Genomic DNA, 19,486 nt, shown 5'->3' with positions numbered 1-19,486 from the left:
TTCTAAATTAAAAAATGAACGACAGACGATCTACTCGCCAAGATTGTTAATCAGCTCGCGTCAACAGTCAAGCTCCAGCGCAACCTGAAATACGCCTGTTGTCGTATAGAGTATCTTTACACGATCACGCTTTTGTTGCCGTTGCGCAACGGTTCGCTGGAAAGTTGCGTTACGGGCAAGGCCTTCAACGGTTTGGCCCGCTCACCGCTTGCGTTCTGCACCGCGTCTCAGCCAAATGCACGCAACGATATACGTGAAAATTTACACAATCAGGGATTTCAGGGCGGAACTCTTTGAAAGGGTGCCGCGAAGGGGGGCCGGTGAGTCACGCAATTGCGGTGGCCGTGCCAGAAATAAGCGGGGAATCGGCGGTCTCCGCGCATAACGGCGGAGCCGTCTCGCGGACTCTTTGGCGCGCGGTTCAACGCATCTGCATCGCGGTCGTCCTGATGCTCGGCGCCATGGTCGCGGCGAACGCGGCGTGCAATTTTTCGTCAGCCTCGCCGACCGGCGGCACGATCACGATGACCGGGACCGGGGCCGGCAATGCGGTCGGTCTCTGCGTGAGCGACGATACGGTACGCTGGGGTCTCTACGGCTCCTCGAACGGCACCAATCCGAGCATTGATGCCTTCAACAATTATCCGATGACCGCCGGGGGGTTGAGCCTCACGAACCTGAGCTACACGACAGCCAAGGCCACGTACACGCTGGTCCCCGTCAACAACGGGGTCAACAACCAGCATACCGATGAATACGACATCCAGATCAATACACTTTCCGGATCCGGCACCGATACGATCACCCTCTGGTACACGAGCTCCTGTTCGCAGAGCGTACCTTGTACCTCCGGCGTCCATCTCACCGACACCTCGTTCACGATCACGGTCAATCTGCCCAACCCGCCGACCGTGACTTCGATATCGCCGACAGCCGGCCCAACTACCGGCGGCACAACGGTGATCATCACCGGCACCAATCTCAGCACGACCACTGGCGCCGGCGGCGTGAAGTTCGGCGCCACCAATGCGGCGAGTTACACCGTCAACTCCAATACCCAGATCACGGCGACCTCTCCGGCCGGAGCGGCAGGGACCGTCGACGTCACGGTCACGACGTCAGCGGGAACGTCGGCGACCTCAGCGGCCGACCAGTTTACCTATGTCGCCGCGCCGACGGTCACGTCGATCTCGCCGACGTCGGGTCCGAGCGCAGGCGGCACGACGGTGACGATCACCGGCACCAATTTCTCGGGTGCATCGGCAGTGACCTTCGGTGCGACGGCTGCGACTGGCTTCACCGTCAATTCCGCGACCCAGATCACCGCGACCGCGCCGGCGGGGACCGGCACCGTCGACGTCAGGGTGACGACAACCGGCGGCACATCGGCCACGTCGGCGGCGGACCAGTTCACCTATATCGCCGCCCCCACGGTCACCTCGATCTCACCGACGGCCGGCCCCACAGGCGGCGGCACATCGGTGACGATCACCGGCACCAATTTCACCGGCGTCACGGCCGTAACCTTTGGCGCGACGGCGGCGGCCGGCTTCACGTTCGTCAACGCGACGACGATCACCGCGATCTCGCCTGCGGGGGCGGCCGGAACGGTCGACGTCAGGGTCACAACGCCGGGCGGCACGTCAGCAACCTCGGCAGCTGACCAGTTCACCTATTTCGGCCCACCGAGCGTGACCTCGATCTCGCCGACGTCAGGTCCGCAAACCGGCGGCACGAGCGTGATCATCACCGGCACCAATTTGTCTGGCGCGACGGCGGTGACATTCGGCGCAACGGCGGCAACAGGCTTCACCGTCAATTCCGCGACCCAGATTACCGCGACGTCGCCTGCGGGCAGCGGCACTGTCGACATCACCGTCACGACGCCTGGCGGGACGTCGGCGACCTCGGCCGCCGATCAGTTCACCTATGTCGCTGCACCAACGGTCACCTCGATTTCGCCGACCGCAGGTCCAGGTACCGGCGGCACCACGGTGACCATCACCGGCACCAATTTCACCGGTGCGACCGCGGTGACGTTCGGCGCGACGGCGGCGACGGGCTTCACCGTCAATTCCGCGACCCAGATCACCGCGACCTCGCCGGCCGGGGCCGGCACCGTCGACATCAGGGTGACGACAGCCGGTGGCACCTCGGCGACCTCTGCGCCGGACCAGTTCACCTATGTTGCGACGCCGACCGTCACCTCGATCTCGCCGACCCTCGGCCCGCAGGCTGGCGGCACGACAGTGACCATCACCGGCACGAATTTCACCGGGGCAACCGCCGTGAAATTCGGCGCGGCGGCTGCGACAGGCTTTACGGTCAATTCCGCAACACAGATCACCGCGAGCTCGCCGCCCGGGACCGGCGTCGTCGACGTCAGCGTGACGACCACCGGTGGCACATCCGCAACATCGGCAGCGGACCAGTTCACCTATTTCGGCACACCGACGGTGACGTCGATTTCGCCGACGGGCGGCCCCCTGGCCGGCGGCACGCCGGTGACGATCACCGGGACCAATTTCACCGGTGCGACCGCCGTCAAGTTCGGAGCGACAAATGCGGCGGGTTTCACCGTCAACTCGGCAACGCAGATCACCGTGCCCTCGCCGCCCGGAGCGGGCACCGTAGATCTCACCGTCACGACGCCGGGCGGAACGTCGGCTACCTCCGCCGCGGATCAGTTCACCTACGCCGCCGCTCCGACAGTGACGTCGGTGTCGCCGAATGCAGGCCCGACCACGGGCGGAACGTCGGTCACCATCACGGGCACCGGATTGTCCGGTGCGACCGCCGTCAAGTTCGGCACGACGAATGCGACGGGTTTCACCGTCAACTCGGCGACCTCGATTACGGCGACCTCCCCTGCCGGCGCCGGCACCGTCGATATCACCGTGACGACACCAGGAGGGACATCCGCCACATCCGCGTCGGATCAGTTCAACTACTCGCCGGCGCCCGCCGTCACCTCAATCTCGCCGACATCCGGCCCCGCAGTCGGCAACACGAGCGTGGTGATCACCGGCTCTGGCTTTACCGGCGCCACCGCCGTGAAATTCGGCGCCAACAACGCAACGGGCTTTACCGTGAATTCGGCGACGTCGATCACGGCGACCTCGCCGGCCGGCTCCGGCACGGTGGACGTCACGGTGACCACTGTCGGCGGCACGTCGCCCACCTCGGCCGCTGACCGGTTCACCTATCTGTCCTCGACGACGGCGACCGAGTTGACGTCGTCACAAAATCCGAGCAGCTACGGCCAGTCCGTCACCTTCACCGCCAAGGTAACCAGTCCGGGCGGAACGCCGACCGGAACGGTCACATTCAACGACGGCGGCGCGGCGATCGGGACGTCGACGTTGTCGGCGGGCCTTGCGACTTTCGCGACGACCACGCTTGCCGTCGGCAATCACACGATCACCGCGACCTATAGCGGCTCGCCGGCGTTCAATACCTCGACCTCGCCTGCCCTGACCCAGTCGGTGGATATTCCTGCCGACAGCGCCAGGCTGCGCGCGCTTCAGCTCAACGTCACCAAGGTCGTCGCACAAAGCTCGGGACAGGCGATCTCCGGCGCCATCGACACCGCCATCTCCGAAGGCTTCAGCAACGGCGGACAATACATCACGCCGGGCGGCGGCAGCGTTCGCGTCAACTTCGCCGCCGCGCCCGATGGCGACGATGAGTCGCCGGCCGGCCGTCCTATCGATCCTCAGGGCGCCAATGCCTATGCCGGCGACGGACGCTCCGGCAGAACCGGCCGGGCCGCAGGGGCTTCCCGGATCGACGACGCCTTCGCCGCGATCGATCGGGCGGCGCCGACCAAGGCACCGCCCGCGCGGTTCAAGCCGCAGAAGGACTGGCTCTTCTGGATCGACGTACGGGGCACCGGCATCGACCGCTGGGGCTCGTCCGGCAATATCGGTCAAGGGGCAACCCAGGCCACGCTCTACGGCCAGCAGGTCAACCTGCTCTCCGGGCTGACCTACCGGGCCGCTCCCAATCTTCTGGTTGGCGTCGTCGGCGGCTACGAGAATTTCAGCTACACCGAGACCGACATCAACGGAAAGCTGAAGGGCGACGGCTGGACCGTCGGCGCCTATCTCGGGTGGAAGATCATCCCGACGCTGCGTTACGACGCGGCGGTGACCTATTCCGGCATCGGCTACGACGGCATCTCCGGCACGGCGCAGGGCAATTTCAACGGCAATCGCTGGATGTTCGCGACCGGCTTCACCGGCAGCTACAGCTGGGCCAATTTCAACATCGAGCCGTCGGCCAAGGTGTACGCGCTGTGGGAACGGGAAAACGCCTATGTCGATTCGCTCGGCACCCCGCAGGCCGCCCGGACGTTCTCGAGCGGCCGCGCCTCGGCGGGCAACAGGGTCTCCTACCCCGTGCCCTGGCTCGATAGCGTGCTGCTGCTGCCCTATGCCGGCGTCTATGCCGACTACTACTTCACCCAGGACGATGCCGCCGCAATCATTGCCGCGGGCGGCATCCCACTGGCTTCGACGCCGCTGCTCCAGGGCTGGTCAGCGCGTGTCACGGGCGGTATCGGCGCAAGGCTTGCCGGTGGCGCCACGGTCGGCTTCGGCGCCGAGCTCGGCGGCATCGGCGGCAACACGCAGATCTGGACGTTCACAGGACGCGCACGCATCCCGTTCTGATCGGCCAGGCAATGCCGCAACGCGCCGGTTGGATTTGCTTGCTTAGTAGAGGCCGCGGCCGCTGAGGATGCTGCGGGCTTCGGCGGCGCCGTCCGAGGCATAGCCGGCGGACGGCGCGCTCTCGCTCGCGTAGCGGCCGTCCTCGTCATAGGACACGGCGCGGGCGTTCTGGAGCGCCCGGCCCCGGCTGCGGCTCGAGGCCGACATTTCCGAGGTCGCATTGAGCGAGGCCATGTCGGCCGAGGTATTGCCGAGATTGTAGGGCCGCCCCTCCGGCATCGGAACCTCGCCGCGAATGGCGCCGCGGGTCGATGACGGTAGCTCGGGAACGAAGGGCTTCGCCGAGGCGACACGGACCATCGAGGGCGACGGCGCCGGGATCCCGGTACGCAGGGTGGCCATCAGCTGGCGGTCGTCGGAACCTTCGAGCGGCGCCCGGCCGACATATTCGACGCGGACCTTGGCGACGCCATTTCCTTTGAATTCAAGCAATTCGGCGGCTTTGTTCGAGACGTCGATGAGCCGGTTGCCGTGATAGGGCCCGCGGTCATTGACGCGGACGATCAGCGACTTGCCGTTCGACACGTTGGTCACGCGCGCATAGGACGGCATCGGCAGGGTCGGATGCGCCGCGGTCAGCGAGCCCATGTCGAACACTTCGCCATTGGCGGTCAGGCGGCCGTGGAAATCATCGCCGTACCAGGACGCCATACCCTCGGCGCGGTAGTTGACGTCCTCCTCCGGCACGTAGGTCTTGCCGGCCACCACATAGGGCTTGCCGATGCGGTAGGTGCCGCCGCCCTTCGGGACCGGATCGCCCCAGGCCACGACCCGGGGGCTCGAGGACACGCCGTACTTCGGATCGACGCGGCTGGCGAATTTGCTGGAGGACGCGCAATTGGCGAGCGCGAGGCAGGTCGCGGCCGCCGCAACCCCACGCGCGGCCCGCAAAACCGAATCTGACCGTCGGATCCCCATTCGCCCCAAATACCATTCCGCCGGAGGCGTACCCAACCCGCTTTGGGTGACGAGCGCGCGCTGTCCGGTCCTTTGCTCCGAAGCGGCCCACCACCGCATCGGACGTGGTAACGATAACGCAACCCGAACACGGCGGAAATGGGGAGCCCGCGGCGATCACGCCGGGATGGTAAACGCCACGTTCGTTTGTCCCCGTTGATCTACGGAGCGCAGCCGCCCCGCTCTGTGCCACTCCTGGACATTCTGTTGCGCCAAATCCTCACTCCACCCCCATTGTCACGCCGCTCACTGGAATTCTTTTGACTGTGCAAGGCCGCACGCGTTCTGTCGCATGCAAGGGCGGGATTTGGAATTTAACGATGATCGAGACGGTTTCGGCACTGATGGGTCTGGTAAGCGCGGGGATCTTCCTGGCCCATGCGTTCGAAGGTTACCGGACGAGGGCCTGAAGGCACTCGCGAGGTCGGCAAGCATCACCTCTTTCAAGGCGGCACGTTCGGACAGTTTTTGATAGATCCGACCGAGCATCGAAGACGAGAGCGGCAGGTGTCCCATGCGTAACCATGACCTCGTATCCGATGGCTTCCTGGCATTGACCGCAGGCGGCTTGGTGCTGTTGTGCTCGAGCCTGGTGGCACTGGCCTTCGGCTGAGCACCACCACACCTTTCCTCATCTCTAACCACAACTACACCGCGATGCAGCGTGCCGTCCGTTTCGGATTGCACCGCTCCCTTTTAGTTGATTGAATTTCTGCGTTCGGCGCCTCGACTTATTTCAAGAGGCCATCACCAACGAAGGTGACGCAAATGCTTGCCGAGAAATTTTTTCTGGTTCTGGAATCGCTGATCCGCGGCGACCGCACCTATCCCGACGGAAGCCCCCGCATCATCAGCACCGCCCCGCACGTACCGGTGAAGCTGCCGGGCAAGAAATAACCGGCGCCTGAAGTCACGCGCTCAGCGCAGGCCGAGCAGTGACCGGCGATAGCGACTCTCGCGGGCTTCGCCGAGGCAGACGAAGCTGCCGTCAAAACCCTGGCCGTAGCGCTTCTGGCCCCTGCCGTAGTAGACGCCCTTCCTGAAATCCAGCCAGACCACCTGGTCATGCGGACAATGGCGCTGCGCCTGCGCCTCGTAGCGAAACGGCGTCAGCGGCGTCGCCGACACCTCGCCGGCGCCGGCGCCGAGCATGATCGCCACAACAAGCGCGGTTCTCCCAAGCCCGCCGCCAAAGCCGCTCCGCACCTCACGCCTCCCGATCCGGCCGTCGCACGACGGCCGTGTCCAGGCTAGCACGAAACCGCGCGATCGCCGGAAGCCCCGCCAAGTGCACCGCACGTCTTCCGCCGGCCATCTTGTCGGGGTAGAGAAAAGCGAGATCGTCTCTGCTCGCGAGGATGCTGCCTGAATGTCGGTTGAGCCTGAGCCAAGGACCGAACCCCGCCTGCCCTCGCCGCGCCTTGGCGTGCTGCCGATGATCATCTTCGGCTCGCGCTGGCTGCAACTGCCGCTCTATCTCGGGCTGATCGTGGCGCAATGCGTCTACATCGTGCTGTTCCTGAAGGAGCTCTGGCATCTCTCCTGGCACGCGATCGATCTCACCGAGCAACAGATCATGATGAGCGTGCTGGCGCTGATCGACGTCGTGATGATCTCCAATCTGCTGGTGATGGTCATCGTCGGCGGCTACGAGACGTTCGTCTCGCGCCTCGACCTCCAAGGCCACCCGGACGAGCCGGAATGGCTCGGCCACGTCAATGCCAGCGTGCTGAAGATCAAGCTCGCCATGGCCATCATCGGCATCTCCTCGATCGCGCTGCTGCGCACCTTCATCGAGGCCGGCAATCTCGGCTCGAGCCGCGCCGGCTTCACCGAGACCGGCGTGATGTGGCAGGTGCTGATCCACATCACCTTCATCGTCTCGGCGCTCGGAATTGCCTATGTCGACAAGCTCAGCGATTCCGGAATGCGCAGACACGCCGAGTGAGGCGTTCAATTCGCGATACCCCGTCTGGATCCGGAGTCCCCATGCCCGCTGACGACATCTCCTTCAGGCCGGCGTGCCCTGATGACGCGGAGACCGTGTTCGACATCACCAAGGCCTCGATCGCGGGTCTGTCGCGGGGATGCTATTCACCGGCCCAGATCGAGAACTGGATGGGCGAACGGACGCCCCGGTTCTACGAAGAGCTCATCGCCAAGGGCCGAATGACGGTCTGCGTTCGCAACGAAATCATCGTCGGTTTCGTCGATGCCGAGCCCGGCGAGGTCACCCGATTGTTCGTGCTGCCGGCGGCGGCCGGCTCCGGTGTCGGGCAACGCCTGCTCGACATCGGCGTGGCCCAGGCCCGGCGCGGCCATAGCGGGCCGATCCGCCTTGAAGCCACGATCAACGCCGAAGCCTTCTACCGACGTTACGGCTTCAGAAGCACGGGTCGAGGACAGTTCTCTCACGGCCTCGGCGGCGAGCCCATCGAGATCATCCATATGGAGCTGTGAGCACCACGCCGCGCGGCGCTCACTCCTTTGCTTCGAGTTGCTTCATGGCCTGGTGCAGGCATTCCTGGAGCTTCTGGGCGACCTGCTCACGCGCCACGCCCTTGCCGGCAAGATCGCCCGACACCTTGTCCAGGACCTCGTCGATCGTCCGGCTCTCCAGATGCTCCGTCACCAGCGCCGCCGCATAGCCTGCCGCGGCATCGCCGCTGAGGCCGAGCTGGTTGGCGGCCCAGATTCCAAGCAGCTTGTTGGACCGGGCCGTCACCTTGAACATGAGCTCCTCGTCGTGGGCGAATTTGGCCTCGAAGCCCTGCTCGCGCTTGTCGAACGTGGTCATGGTCAGCTCCATTGCGTTGTCACTGAACGGGATCGGATTGGCTGAAAGCGAACGTCTCCGTATTTCGCGTCACTTGAGGATCATTTGAAGCTTCCGGCGGAAGGCACACGCCGTCAAGCCTGCCGCTTGCGGCAGGCTTGGAGTATTCACCGTAGCCGCCAGCTCCGTGCCAGCCAGATCGGCTACGAGGAGATGTTTACCCTTTGTTAGGCAGACTCAGCGCCGCATGGCCGGGGGACATCGAGAGCTGACGCATGAACAGAGATCTGCGCGAGTTTCGACGGCTTGAACGCCTCTGCCTGGAGCAGGCCGCCCTTTCCACCATGGACCTGACGCGAAGCGGGTTGCTCAAGGTCGCCAACGATTGCCGCATCGCGGCCGAAGCCATCGAGGCACGCTCGCCCCGCGGGGCATTCGCGGAAGCCGTCCAGGCGCTCAAGCTGGCCTTGAGCGTGAAGGGGATGTCCAAGCGGCACTAGGCCGCCGGACGATCGATCCTGCCGATATTGGTGCGCTGCGACCGGACGCGGTCAGCCCTTTGCGGCCGCAGCTTCACGTGCGAGCCGCTCGGCCTTCAGCCGTTCCTTGTTGGCGTAAAACGCCTTCTGCGCCGCTTCGTGATCGCGCATGGCCTTTTCGGCCTCGATCCGGCGAGCCGCATCGCGCGCCTGGCGCTGTTCGGGGGTCAGGGGTTTGCGTCGATAGGACAGGTCTTCAGTCATGGCGAGACAACGCGGAGGTGAGGAATGAGTTCCGCCTGCCGGATCCCGCGTGGGCGCAAGGCGAGCCGAAATGCCCGTTTGTTCAGGCTCTTACCGGCAGAATCCGTCGCGCCGACCGGCCGCCTGCCCGAAGCGGAATTCGGAGCCCTCCGCCCTGCCTCGAGGCCGCTCCAACAAAATGTCGAAAAACAACCCCATGCACAGTAGCCAAGTCGTGCTGCCGCAACGACTTTTCCTCATCCGCGAATGGCCGTTTGACCCGTCGGGCAAAACAGTGGCATTCTGCGACTTTCGGAAAATCCGTCGCCGGAGCCGGCTCCGTCAAACCGGGGCTCACAGCGACGCTGCCAGGGACGAGCGCCGATAACGGTTCGGTGAATGAAACGACTTACCGCCCCGCTCGAAGCATCCCGGAAACATACCATTGCTAATTTTTCCCGGAATTTGAGGGGAGACTGAAGATGATTGCTCTGAAGGTGATTGCGCTGACGCTCGGTGCTGGAATTGCTCTCTGGATGTATTCGGGCGAACTCAGCGCCGACGTGGTGCTAGCCATCGTCGCCTGCTTCGCATGATGAGAAAGATCCGCCGGTGCGGGCCGGCGGGTCTTCCGGGGACCTCATTCGGATCGCCGGCCATATCGTCCGCCGGCACGAGGTGAGCGACGGGCCGCCACAGATCGGGGTCCTCCCCTGGTCAAACGCGTGATCATCACCGGCGCGTGGCGAAGCTACTCAGCAAATCGAACGTCTTTGGTGCGCGGTCTGAGCGCGCGGGATTGCGCGCGAGCTCGATCGCGCGGCCGCCGTGCGGGCCTCAATCTTGTGCAACAGCTTCCTGTTTGGGCACGCGGAAATACACTGCGCAAACTATGCTGCGCCGGTGACCATTTAGCTGAGAGGATTGCAAGCCATGAGAATTGCTGCCGCACTATCGATCGTTTTTCTGAGCGCGTTCAACTTTCCGGCCCAGGCACAGGACCTGCCAGAGCATACTGTCCTGGCCTTCAACCTGCCGAGCTGTCCGAAAGGATGGCAGGAGTACACGCCCGCTGCCGGAGCCTTAGTTGCCGGGGTCGGCAACACGTTCCAGCTTGGCGCAAACGGAGTAAGCCCGAGCTTTACCGTTGCAGAAGCTGGAGGCGGAGCAAGTGCGCCGAAGTCAAAAGTCGCGGGCCTTCTGTTCTGCGAGAGAAACAAGAACCGTCGATAGAAGCGAGACAAATTCCCGCTAACGGGAACATCGCTTCATACTTGAAGTGGGCCGCCGGCTCTTCATCTCGATATAGCCGGCGGCCCGTCGCACCACTTCCAATTGCCCTGCCTCAACAGAAGCGACGGCAATTTTGACGACGCAAGTTATCTCTGCTTGCCCGAAATGCGACGCGGCAATTCAAGACCGATCAGTCCCGAACGACCATGAGCCTCGCCGGTTTTGCTGCGCCCATTGCAAGACGATCGTCCTAGAACGGCAGGACAAGTTTGATTTTGTGAAGTGGCGACCCACGTCGCAACCGGACTAGCGTCTCGCGCGGTCCCCAAGCGGTCTCCATCATGAAAACGGCCCTGCTCTCTCCGGGCAGAGAAAGCAAGGCCGCGCATTCCCAGATTTGCGGCCGATAGGGGCTTCCAAATGGACAACGGCCGCACCGTGGAGCTTACATGATTCGCGGTCGAAACTTTCCGCTTTTTCCCGGAATGCTTGCACCGGCAAGGACTGCGCTCTACGCTTCCTTCTTTAAGGACAGCCGCCATGACCCATGACGTCATCGCGCGTCGTCATGATCTGCAGTGATTTCATCAACAGTGACTTGTAGGGGGAAGCCAATGAGACGATCCGAGTTGCTGCTGTCGCTCGTGCTGGTCGCCGGCCTTTGCGCGCCGACGCCCCTTCTCGCGCAAGACGCCCCTAAGCTGAAGATCACGCCGGTGCAAAAGGAGCCCCTGACCGGCCAGCCTGACAAGGAGGTCGTTGCGCTCATTGTCGAGTGGCCTCCCGGCTCCGGAACGGGGCTTCACACGCATCCTGGTGACGAATACACGACCGTCCTCGAAGGCGAAGTGGTCGGCCGGAAAGAAGGCGCGGAGCCCAAGACCTACGCGGCGGGCCAGTCCTATCACAACGAGCCCGGTGTCGTTCACGAGGCCAACAACAAAGCGGCCTCCCCTGCGAAGACATTCAACGTTTTCGTCGTCGAGAAAGGCAAGCCCATTTCCGAGCCGGTCAAGAAGTAGGATCAAGTTCGCCAACTGCACGTGACGGACATCGCGTCAGCCCACGCAGTGCACAAAGTGGCGCGCTGCCGGATGCCGGGACCGGGCTCGTCAGGAACCTTGCCCACGCACTCGAATTCACAGGCGATGAGGCGTCTGGTTTTTGGACTGGCGGCGCTTTGCGGCACGCTGCTTTTGGCGCTGATCTGGCTTGGCCAGCACGAACGCCAGGCAGCCATCGAGCGATTGGAGAGGTATGAATTCTCGCCTCGCTGAGGCCTGCCTCCGATGATTGTACTCTCGTTTGCGCGCTGGCTGGCGCCGATCGACCTAAGCTGTTGATTTCGTTTATGTCCTGGCGGAAGGGGTGGGATTCGAACCCACGGTACCCTTGCGGGCACGCCGGTTTTCAAGACCGGTGCCTTAAACCACTCGGCCACCCTTCCAAGTCAACAAATTCAACTGCTTAGCGGTCGGCTCTGAGAGAACGAACCGCGAAATTGGCACCCGATTGGCACCTAACCTGCCAGCGCCGCATTGATCGCCGCTGCCGCCTTGCCGTCGTCGTTCCTAAACAAGTGGGCATAGACGCGCAAGGTGATGTCTGGCTTCGCGAGGAAACCGAGCTGGTCGAGAGCAGGTTTAAGGCCCTGGGTGCCAGCAGCAATGCCTTCGACAAACTGCGCGAGAGCGCTCGCAAGATTGGCGCTGACCGGAGGCGCGCTTTCTTGCTATCACCCGCAAGGCCATTCGGATCAGAACGCGATCGTGACGGTCAACGCCTACACCATTGCGACCGATACGGCCTATGACACGACAACGACCAGCCCGATCAATTTTGGGCGCATCCAGACGATTCACAATGTCGGCAAGCAGGGCAAATATGAGTACGCGCCGAGCGCGATTCCGCTAGCCGGCGGCGCCTTCGGCTTTCCAACGACCGGCGCCTATATTGATGCCGTCAAGGAGATCGAGCTCGGCGAGTGCCAGCTGTTTCACGACATCGCGCTGAACACCGGCCAGGTCGAGAATCGCCGCGGCTTCATCACCGACGAGGGCAAGCCGGCGGCGCCGTCAAAGGCCGTGGAATTGATGGGCAAGAAGCCTGACTCTCTGGTGCACGGCTCGAGCAACTGGAAGAAGGCGCGCGACACCGGATCGATCGCTGCCGCTTCCGAGCCTCCGTCTCCGGAAGGCACCCATAGCGGGCGCATCGAGACGTACAAGCCAAACCCCAGCCTGCACGGCGACCAGGGGGAGGATTGAACGCGCTCCGGCCCCAACTCTAACGGTGGATAACGGCTAACAATGTCCGGGCCTTGGACATTGTTAGCCGTTATACTCCAGCATGGGCAAAGGTCTGTCACCACTGCAGCTAGACATTCTCGCGATTCTCGAGGAGTGGCCCTCGTTTGAGGAGTGCACGCCTGGCAGCTTAGCCGCGTGGGCCCTTCCTCGCGATATCATCGCTGCTCTGCGCCGCCCGAAGACCGCAGCAACAAGGGCGGCCGTGTCGAAGGCGCTCGCCCGTCTTCATGCGCGAGGCGCCATCGCGCGCGCGTCTGGAGAACTCGCAAGCGTAGGCCAATCGTTCAGATATGTTCGGATTACCAATATCAGGAACGCAGGCGCCGGAAACGGAGGTCCCTCTATAGTACAGGGGGCGCCGAAACCGAACATGAAAACCGTCCGGAAATAGTTCGCGCCAAAGTCGGCCGGCGGCTTTACTGAAATAGGCTCCAGCAGATCGCGACCACCAATAGCGCCAACATGCAGATAGCAGTCAGGCGGCCTTTCGCGTGAAGGTTCATTGTTTTGGCTTCGGCAGCGCGGCGATGGCGATCAGCATGACGATGGCGCCGGTCAGGGCAACCATGAAGCCGAGCACAGCCCAGCCTGTTACGTCCTTGTATAACTCTGGCCCATGTTCGGCAGTCGTGGCGTAGACGTAGAAAAGTAGCGGCGACAGCACGATGAAAGTACCGGCCCCCCATGCGATGCCGTTTCGGCGCTTCCACCCTTGAGCGAGCCAGCCGGCCCATGCTGCCGCGATCGTTATGAACGCTAGGCTCCAGAGGAAACCAGTCGTGGTATTGTCCATCGAAATGTTGCCCCGACTTGAAAGGCTCAAGTCTCATGCAACCGACAGGCGAGCGCAAGCGGGGGTTTTAAGGGCCGTCCTTAGCCTTCGATTTTAGCCCGATCTCGACCAGCCGACGGATCGCCTCCGCACGCGATGGCTGGTCTTCTTGCCTTCGGCGCCATGCATCAATGGCCTTCAGGAACTCCTCAGACGCTCGCATCTGGAAGGGACGATCCTGAATCTTTCCCGGGGGGCGCCCCATAAATGTATTGACCTTTATAATAAGTGTCATTACATTTATAGCGAGCCGGGACGGCGCTTGCAACACCGTCCTCGGCTCTAACCCACAAATGGGAGTGATCCATGATGCAGGCTAAGCAGATACCTACTACGCGCCGGCAATTTTCCAAGTGGCTGGCGGCGGCAGCTGGCGCGGCCGCCGCGCCTTTGGCGGCTACAAGCGCCCTGGCATCCTCAGACGATGATGGCGCCCTGCTACAGCTCCAGGAGCAGGTCTTTGAGGCTTGGGAGGCGTGGCACGCCCACGATGACGAAATCTACGGGCCCTGCGGGCTGGATAAGCTTCGGAGGGCGGAATACGACCGGCTCTTGGAGCAAGAAAAGGAGCGTGGCAGCTACATCAGCTCCCGAGAGCGCTGGGACGTCGTTTTCCAAAATCCTGAGGTCCAGCGGCTCGATCAGCTCGTGGTTTTGAGCGAGCAGCACTTCGAAAGGATGGCGGCGCTGGTGGAGCAGATGTGGAGCATTCCAGCGAAGACGGAGGCCGGCCGCTCCGCGAAGGTGGAGGTTCTGCTGACCTGCGTCATGGATTGGCGCGACCCCGACGAGGCCATGGACTGGCGCCCCCTGATGGCGCGCCGGCTACTGATCGATCTGGTGGGCGGGAAAGAGGCGGAATCGTTCCGCGAAATATACGCCTAGGCCCCTCACCTCAGCACAGACCGACATGCCCGGGCCCGTCCCGGGCATATTCTTTTGGCACCGCGATTGGCACCCAACGCGAAAACACGGTTGAGTATTGATCGGTACGACCCAGTAGGCGGCACGCTCAAGAAGCAAACAAAAACAAACGACTAAGGACGACTGGGGACGGTAAGGAACGAATAAAACTGTATTTCAAGACCGGTGCCTTAAACCACTCGGCCACCCTTCCGAGACTTGAAATTGCTGAGCTTTTCGTCGCGTCGCAGAGAACGTTTCGTCGCCTCTGCTACGTTTTGCTACCCAAGTCGGCTCGCTTGTTTATGGCGGCGCGCAGGGCGCCGTCAACCGCCGCGGCGGCTTCTCCCTGCATGTTCGGCATCAGATGGCTGTCGGGGAGAATTACGGGTGGTGGCCGTCCGCTGTGGGCTCGCTTTGGAGGGCTTCGATCGCTTTCCGATAATACTCGGCCACCTTGAGAAGACCCTCACGCTCAAGGTCGAAGGAAGCAATGGCCGCATGCTCTCTGCAAGCGCGTTCGAGCCTACGGAACTCCTTTAATTCCCGGTTCAACGACAGCTCCCCCATACCCACGGACCTACAGGCGATGACACGGCAATGTACCAATTGCCGAAAGTTCCCGAAATATCAAATGTCAACCTGCAGGCGAAACTTTGTGCGACGCGGCGGCCGCCCTCATTCTCAAGGAAATCGCTTCGTCAGGCGCGTGTCAGCCTGTTCCCCTAGGCTTGGTGGCACCGTCGACACCGCCCAGGGCGTTGCCGGTTGCGGGGCCCGGCTGGAGTTTCTGCTCCAGGTCCGGGCCCCGTTTGCTTGCGGCCAAAGAAAACGCGGCGCCCCGAGGGAGCGCCGCGCCAAATTCGTTCGTGTCGTGTGGGCGTCAGTAGCCGCAGGAGGCGCAGCCCATCTGCACCGGGGCGTAATAGGAATAACCCGGCGAGACCATTTCGACGCGCTGGCGCGTGGCATATTGCGGCGGGATGCGCTCGTACTGGACGCCCGGCGGGGCGACCATCACGGTCTGCGGCACCATCACGGTGCGGTACTGCGCCGGCGTGCGATGCGCGACGACGGAGCCCGGCGAGACCATGACGGTTTCATCGACGGTGCGATACTGCGGCGGCGCATATTGCTGCTGATAGCAGGTCGTGCAGGGCGGCGGCGTGTAGCAATTGTAGCAGCCGGCAGAGGCTGCGCCCGTCATCGAAATCGCGGCGACGGCAGTCGAGAAAACGACAGCAAGAGTACGAGACATTGTGCGTGGTGCCCCAGTTGCCCGAAATGGATTTGCGAAAGGTCGATCGCAGTATACGCAGCAAAATCCGAACTTGCTGAAGTACGTGGAGGCATCCTTAATGCGAACGGCCGGCTTTCGCCGGCCGTTCAGAACTCGTTGACCATGTGCAACCGCGGCGTTCGCGGTCACGTCCGTGCAAGAGGCGCTCAGTTCGAGCGACGCTTCACCTCGCGCACCGCGCCGCGCGCGGCGCTGGTGGTGAGTGCAGCATAGGCCTGCAGCGCGGTGGAGACGTTGCGCTTGCGGCCCACCGCCTGCCAGGCGGAATCACCCTTCGCCTCTTCCGCTGCGCGGCGGCTCGCAAGCTCCTCGTCGGGGACCTCCAGCGTGATGCTGCGGTTCGGGATGTCGATGGCGATGATGTCGCCGGTACGCACCAGACCGATGTTGCCGCCTTCGGCGGCTTCCGGCGACAGGTGGCCGATCGACAGGCCGGACGAGCCACCGGAGAAGCGTCCGTCGGTGACGAGCGCGCAGGCTTTGCCGAGGCCCATCGATTTCAGGTAGCTGGTCGGATACAGCATCTCCTGCATGCCGGGGCCGCCGCGCGGGCCTTCATAGATGATGACCACGACCTCGCCGGCCACGACCTTGCCGCCCAGAATGCCTTCGACCGCGGCGTCCTGGCTTTCGAACACGCGCGCGGGACCGGAGAATTTCAGGATCGAGGCGTCGACGCCGGCGGTCTTCACGATGCAGCCGTCCTGCGCGAGGTTGCCGTAGAGCACGGCGAGACCACCGTCCTTGCTGAAGGCGTGCTCGATGTTGCGCACGACGCCCTTCTCGCGATCGGCATCGAGCTCGTCGTAGCGGCGCTCCTGGCTGAAGGCGACCTGGGTCGGGATGCCGCCGGGCGAGGCGCGATAGAAGGTGCGCACCGCCTCGCTCTTGGAGCGCTTGATGTCCCAGCGCTCCAGGGCCTCGTTCATGGTCGGTGCATGCACGGTCGAGACCGAGGTATCGATCAGGCCGGCGCGGTCGAGCTCGCCCAGAATGCCCATGATGCCGCCGGCGCGATGCACGTCCTCGACATGCACGTCGGCGACGGAGGGCGCGACTTTGCAGAGCACGGGCACGCGGCGCGACAGCCGGTCGATGTCGCGCATGGTGAACTCCACCTGCCCTTCATGGGCCGCGGCGAGCAGATGCAGCACGGTGTTGGTCGAGCCGCCCATGGCGATGTCGAGCGTCATCGCGTTCTCGAACGCCTTGAAGTTCGCGATGTTGCGCGGCAGCACCGAAGCATCGTCCTGCTCGTAATAGCGGCGGACGAGGTCGACGATGGTGTGGCCGGCCTCGACGAACAGGCGCTTGCGGTCGGCATGGGTTGCGACCACCGAGCCGTTGCCAGGGAGCGCGAGGCCCAGCGCTTCGGTGAGGCAGTTCATGGAATTGGCGGTGAACATGCCCGAGCAGGAGCCGCAGGTCGGGCACGCCGAGCGCTCGATCACCTTGACGTCCTCGTCGCTGACTTTCGAGTCCGCCGCAGCGACCATGGCATCGATGAGGTCGACGGCCTTGGTCTTGCCCTGCAGCTTGACCTTGCCGGCTTCCATCGGCCCGCCCGAGACGAACACGGCGGGGATGTTGAGCCGCAGCGCGGCCATCAGCATGCCGGGCGTGATCTTGTCGCAGTTGGAGATGCAGACGAGGCCGTCGGCGCAATGGGCGTTGGCCATGTACTCGACGCTGTCGGCGATCAACTCGCGCGACGGCAGGCTGTAGAGCATGCCGTCATGGCCCATGGCGATGCCGTCGTCGACCGCGATGGTGTTGAACTCCTTGGCGACGCCGCCGGCCTGCTCGATCTCGCGGGCGACGAGCTGGCCGAGGTCCTTGAGATGGACGTGGCCGGGCACGAACTGGGTGAAGGAGTTGACGACGGCGATGATCGGCTTGCCGAAATCGCTGTCCTTCATGCCGGTCGCGCGCCAGAGGCCGCGGGCGCCCGCCATGTTGCGGCCGTGGGTGGTGGTGCGGGAGCGATAGGCTGGCATGGCGGTTTCCGTCCTCGGGGTTTGACCGGCCGGGCGGGGAAAATGTGGAGCCGCCTCAGGCCTTTCCGGCCGGATAGCGCACGGGCCGGGCCGGCGCAACGGGAACTTGGCCCGGACAGGGCTCCCCTGCTCCCGGCGCGGGCTATTGCAAGGTCGCGTCAGCTCCGGGCAGACGCTGTAGCTAGGGCTTCGGCTTGGGCAGCACAATTCTCCCCTGGGAGGCAATGCCACCCCACTTGGCGGACCAGCCGATTTCCGAGGCCGAGGATGGCTCAATGCCTGTCTGACCTCGGGCGCCCTGCAATGCAAACAGGGCCCCCTGGGGATCAACACATCGCGCGATCCAGCAGCCATCGGGCAATTCAATCGGACCCTGGAGGATCCGGCCACCGCCAGCATTCACATGTTTCGTGGCAGCACCGATGTCGTCGACATTGAAGTAATGCAGCCAGCTCGGCTGCGTCACGCTCGGAAGTTTCGTGAGCATTCCGCCGACCGTCTGCCCACCCGCCGAAAACAGTTGATACCAGGCCGCTGGTTCGCTTTGAGCCTCGGCCTTCTGCCAACCGAATAGTTCGCTGTAGAAATCGAAGATCAGGGTCCGGTCGGCGGCCAGTAACTCATGCCAGCCTACGCGCCCAGGCTCATCCAGCCGGCCCGGTTTTCGTCGGCCATATGGCGGTTCTTTGATCAGCCCGAAAGTCGCCTCCTGCGGATCGGCAACGACTGCTATGCGGCCAATATTGGTGTCGGTCGGAGGCACAAGGATCGTACCTCCAAGACGTCTGATCTGCACGGCGGTCGCGTCGAGGTCGTCGACGGCGACGTATCCCATCCACCGCGGCGTCGCCCCCAATCTGCGCCCCTCTTCCGGGATCTCCATAAGTCCGCCCAGCGGAGCGCCGCCGCTACGAAGCACCGTATAAGGCAGTTCAGGGGTCGATTCATCCTTCACGCCCCAGCCGACGGCCTTACGGTAAAAAGCGCCCGCCGCCGCGACATCCGTGGTCAGGAGCTCATACCAAGCGAAACGCCCTGATCGATCTGCCACGGCGATCTCTCCGTTCAAGATTCGATGCGCTTGCGGCACTGCACCAAGCTGCGCGCACCAACAGCGTGGATCGTTGATGCGTTGTATCAACCGGCCGTGCCGATGCCGTTCAGGAAGATGAATACATCCTGACCGTGCGGCACCGCGCTTTTGTGCGCGAAATTGTTGCTCGCGTGACTTCCTGGGCGTAGGCTTACCGCGGCTGGGACGCTTCTTGCAATGCTCGGAGGTTCGACCATGCGGCAGGCGAAGAAGACTTCTAAAGGGAAGAAGCGAGTAACCAAAGTCGCCGTGCCGGCGTTCGGAGCCGCAGGGTTGACGTTCTCGCTGGCGGGAGGCGCATCGGCGTCGGCGGTGCCGACATCCGACCTGCAACAATTGCCCCACCTGGGAGTCGATCAAGCAATCACGCTCGATGAAGAGGAAATGGCTGACGTCAGCCTGGCCACCTTCCATCTCTTCGACAAGGAAAACGCCGGCAGCCGCGTGCAGCTGGCATGGCGCGGATGCGGCGGTTGCCGCGGCTGCAGAGGCTGTCGGGCTTGCCGTGGTTGCCGATGTGGCGTTGGTTGCCGATGTGCGGGGTGTGCCGTCGGCTGTGCCGTGGTGGGATGCGGCGTATCATGCGCGGGTTGCTGCGCATCGTGGGGCCGTTGCCGCCTGTGCTAGGCCC

At 63.4% G+C, this 19,486-nt stretch carries 17 protein-coding genes and 1 tRNA gene; 9 read left to right on the top strand and 9 right to left on the bottom strand.

All coding sequences use genetic code 11. The annotated features are described in order from the left end of the window. Positions 1-449: 449 nt before the first annotated feature. Positions 450-4,673 carry a beta strand repeat-containing protein gene (locus XH79_RS18160; RefSeq protein WP_271582496.1) on the top strand — a complete coding sequence of 1,408 codons (4,224 nt, stop codon included), beginning with the start codon at positions 450-452 and terminating at the stop codon, positions 4,671-4,673. A gap of 42 nt (positions 4,674-4,715) precedes the next feature. Here the strand turns inward: XH79_RS18160 and XH79_RS18155 are convergent, their stop codons facing one another. Continuing rightward, complete coding sequence (locus XH79_RS18155; protein WP_271582495.1) at positions 4,716-5,651, bottom strand: septal ring lytic transglycosylase RlpA family protein; 936 nt, start codon at positions 5,649-5,651, stop codon at positions 4,716-4,718. An 807-nt stretch (positions 5,652-6,458) separates the two neighbouring features. Between XH79_RS18155 and XH79_RS18150 the strand changes: the two genes are divergently transcribed. Further along, on the top strand, positions 6,459-6,587 hold the full coding sequence (locus tag XH79_RS18150) for a hypothetical protein (protein ID WP_271582494.1): 129 nt from the start codon (positions 6,459-6,461) through the stop codon (positions 6,585-6,587). Positions 6,588-6,608: 21 nt separating this feature from the next. Here XH79_RS18150 and XH79_RS18145 read toward each other — a convergent pair whose 3' ends face one another. After that, on the bottom strand, positions 6,609-6,842 hold the full coding sequence (locus XH79_RS18145) for a hypothetical protein (RefSeq protein WP_271582582.1): 234 nt from the start codon (positions 6,840-6,842) through the stop codon (positions 6,609-6,611). A gap of 217 nt (positions 6,843-7,059) precedes the next feature. Here XH79_RS18145 and XH79_RS18140 point away from each other — a divergent pair, with 217 nt between their 5' ends. Continuing rightward, positions 7,060-7,638, top strand: coding sequence for a TIGR00645 family protein (locus tag XH79_RS18140; RefSeq protein WP_018641972.1), 579 nt, complete (start codon positions 7,060-7,062; stop codon positions 7,636-7,638). A 41-nt stretch (positions 7,639-7,679) separates the two neighbouring features. Further along, positions 7,680-8,150 carry a GNAT family N-acetyltransferase gene (locus XH79_RS18135; protein WP_271582493.1) on the top strand — a complete coding sequence of 157 codons (471 nt, stop codon included), beginning with the start codon at positions 7,680-7,682 and terminating at the stop codon, positions 8,148-8,150. A gap of 19 nt (positions 8,151-8,169) precedes the next feature. Here XH79_RS18135 and XH79_RS18130 read toward each other — a convergent pair whose 3' ends face one another. Further along, positions 8,170-8,487, bottom strand: coding sequence for a DUF1476 domain-containing protein (locus XH79_RS18130; RefSeq protein WP_212336440.1), 318 nt, complete (start codon positions 8,485-8,487; stop codon positions 8,170-8,172). A gap of 254 nt (positions 8,488-8,741) precedes the next feature. Between XH79_RS18130 and XH79_RS18125 the strand changes: the two genes are divergently transcribed. After that, positions 8,742-8,966 (top strand): hypothetical protein, encoded by a 225-nt coding sequence (locus tag XH79_RS18125; RefSeq protein WP_212336438.1) that lies wholly within the window; start codon positions 8,742-8,744, stop codon positions 8,964-8,966. 51 nt (positions 8,967-9,017) lie between these two features. Here XH79_RS18125 and XH79_RS18120 read toward each other — a convergent pair whose 3' ends face one another. After that, entirely contained in the window at positions 9,018-9,209 is a 192-nt protein-coding gene (locus XH79_RS18120) for a hypothetical protein (protein ID WP_212336436.1), read from the bottom strand. 912 nt (positions 9,210-10,121) lie between these two features. Between XH79_RS18120 and XH79_RS18115 the strand changes: the two genes are divergently transcribed. Both XH79_RS18115 and XH79_RS18110 read left to right on the top strand, forming a co-directional pair. Next, entirely contained in the window at positions 10,122-10,421 is a 300-nt protein-coding gene (locus tag XH79_RS18115; RefSeq protein WP_212336434.1) for a hypothetical protein, read from the top strand. Between the two features lie 629 nt (positions 10,422-11,050). Then, a complete protein-coding gene (locus XH79_RS18110; RefSeq protein ID WP_271582492.1) occupies positions 11,051-11,443 on the top strand; it encodes a cupin domain-containing protein in 393 nt (130 codons plus the stop codon). A gap of 335 nt (positions 11,444-11,778) precedes the next feature. On the opposite strand, the gene XH79_RS18105 is transcribed toward XH79_RS18110, so the two are convergent. Further along, positions 11,779-11,868 (bottom strand) — tRNA-Ser (locus XH79_RS18105). 322 nt (positions 11,869-12,190) lie between these two features. Between XH79_RS18105 and XH79_RS18100 the strand changes: the two genes are divergently transcribed. Then, positions 12,191-12,688, top strand: coding sequence for a hypothetical protein (locus XH79_RS18100; protein WP_271582491.1), 498 nt, complete (start codon positions 12,191-12,193; stop codon positions 12,686-12,688). A 541-nt stretch (positions 12,689-13,229) separates the two neighbouring features. Here the strand turns inward: XH79_RS18100 and XH79_RS18095 are convergent. Next, positions 13,230-13,523 carry a hypothetical protein gene (locus tag XH79_RS18095; protein WP_271582490.1) on the bottom strand — a complete coding sequence of 98 codons (294 nt, stop codon included), beginning with the start codon at positions 13,521-13,523 and terminating at the stop codon, positions 13,230-13,232. Positions 13,524-13,868: 345 nt separating this feature from the next. Between XH79_RS18095 and XH79_RS18090 the strand changes: the two genes are divergently transcribed. Continuing rightward, positions 13,869-14,447, top strand: a complete 579-nt coding sequence (locus XH79_RS18090; RefSeq protein WP_271582489.1) for a hypothetical protein — start codon at positions 13,869-13,871, stop codon at positions 14,445-14,447. A 901-nt stretch (positions 14,448-15,348) separates the two neighbouring features. Here XH79_RS18090 and XH79_RS18085 read toward each other — a convergent pair. From XH79_RS18085 to XH79_RS18075, 3 genes are all read right to left on the bottom strand, one after another. Then, complete coding sequence (locus XH79_RS18085) at positions 15,349-15,672, bottom strand: hypothetical protein (RefSeq protein WP_212336430.1); 324 nt, start codon at positions 15,670-15,672, stop codon at positions 15,349-15,351. A 239-nt stretch (positions 15,673-15,911) separates the two neighbouring features. Continuing rightward, entirely contained in the window at positions 15,912-17,762 is a 1,851-nt protein-coding gene (gene ilvD, locus XH79_RS18080) for a dihydroxy-acid dehydratase (protein WP_271582488.1), read from the bottom strand. 181 nt (positions 17,763-17,943) lie between these two features. Then, the gene (locus tag XH79_RS18075) at positions 17,944-18,813 is read right to left on the bottom strand and encodes a VOC family protein (protein ID WP_271582487.1); all 870 of its coding nucleotides are present in this window, start codon (positions 18,811-18,813) and stop codon (positions 17,944-17,946) included. Between the last annotated feature and the right edge of the window lie 673 nt (positions 18,814-19,486).

This window comes from Bradyrhizobium sp. CCBAU 45389 (assembly GCF_028128625.1).
Taxonomy (GTDB): Bacteria; Pseudomonadota; Alphaproteobacteria; order Rhizobiales; family Xanthobacteraceae; genus Bradyrhizobium; species Bradyrhizobium liaoningense_B.
The sequence above is the reverse complement of the archived record's forward strand: the minus strand, read 5'-3'. Positions and strand labels throughout refer to the sequence as shown.

Excerpts from the sequence above, each read along its gene's own strand:
- XH79_RS18160 (WP_271582496.1), top strand. The coding sequence starts at position 450 with ATGCTCGGCGCCATGGTCGCGGCGAACGCGGCGTGCAATTTTTCGTCA.
- XH79_RS18155 (WP_271582495.1), bottom strand. The coding sequence starts at position 5,651 with ATGGGGATCCGACGGTCAGATTCGGTTTTGCGGGCCGCGCGTGGGGTT.
- XH79_RS18150 (WP_271582494.1), top strand. The coding sequence starts at position 6,459 with ATGCTTGCCGAGAAATTTTTTCTGGTTCTGGAATCGCTGATCCGCGGC.
- XH79_RS18145 (WP_271582582.1), bottom strand. The coding sequence starts at position 6,842 with ATGCTCGGCGCCGGCGCCGGCGAGGTGTCGGCGACGCCGCTGACGCCG.
- XH79_RS18140 (WP_018641972.1), top strand. The coding sequence starts at position 7,060 with ATGTCGGTTGAGCCTGAGCCAAGGACCGAACCCCGCCTGCCCTCGCCG.
- XH79_RS18135 (WP_271582493.1), top strand. The coding sequence starts at position 7,680 with ATGCCCGCTGACGACATCTCCTTCAGGCCGGCGTGCCCTGATGACGCG.
- XH79_RS18130 (WP_212336440.1), bottom strand. The coding sequence starts at position 8,487 with ATGACCACGTTCGACAAGCGCGAGCAGGGCTTCGAGGCCAAATTCGCC.
- XH79_RS18125 (WP_212336438.1), top strand. The coding sequence starts at position 8,742 with ATGAACAGAGATCTGCGCGAGTTTCGACGGCTTGAACGCCTCTGCCTG.
- XH79_RS18120 (WP_212336436.1), bottom strand. The coding sequence starts at position 9,209 with ATGACTGAAGACCTGTCCTATCGACGCAAACCCCTGACCCCCGAACAG.
- XH79_RS18115 (WP_212336434.1), top strand. The coding sequence starts at position 10,122 with ATGAGAATTGCTGCCGCACTATCGATCGTTTTTCTGAGCGCGTTCAAC.
- XH79_RS18095 (WP_271582490.1), bottom strand. The coding sequence starts at position 13,523 with ATGGACAATACCACGACTGGTTTCCTCTGGAGCCTAGCGTTCATAACG.
- XH79_RS18090 (WP_271582489.1), top strand. The coding sequence starts at position 13,869 with ATGATGCAGGCTAAGCAGATACCTACTACGCGCCGGCAATTTTCCAAG.
- XH79_RS18085 (WP_212336430.1), bottom strand. The coding sequence starts at position 15,672 with ATGACGGGCGCAGCCTCTGCCGGCTGCTACAATTGCTACACGCCGCCG.
- ilvD (WP_271582488.1), bottom strand. The coding sequence starts at position 17,762 with ATGCCAGCCTATCGCTCCCGCACCACCACCCACGGCCGCAACATGGCG.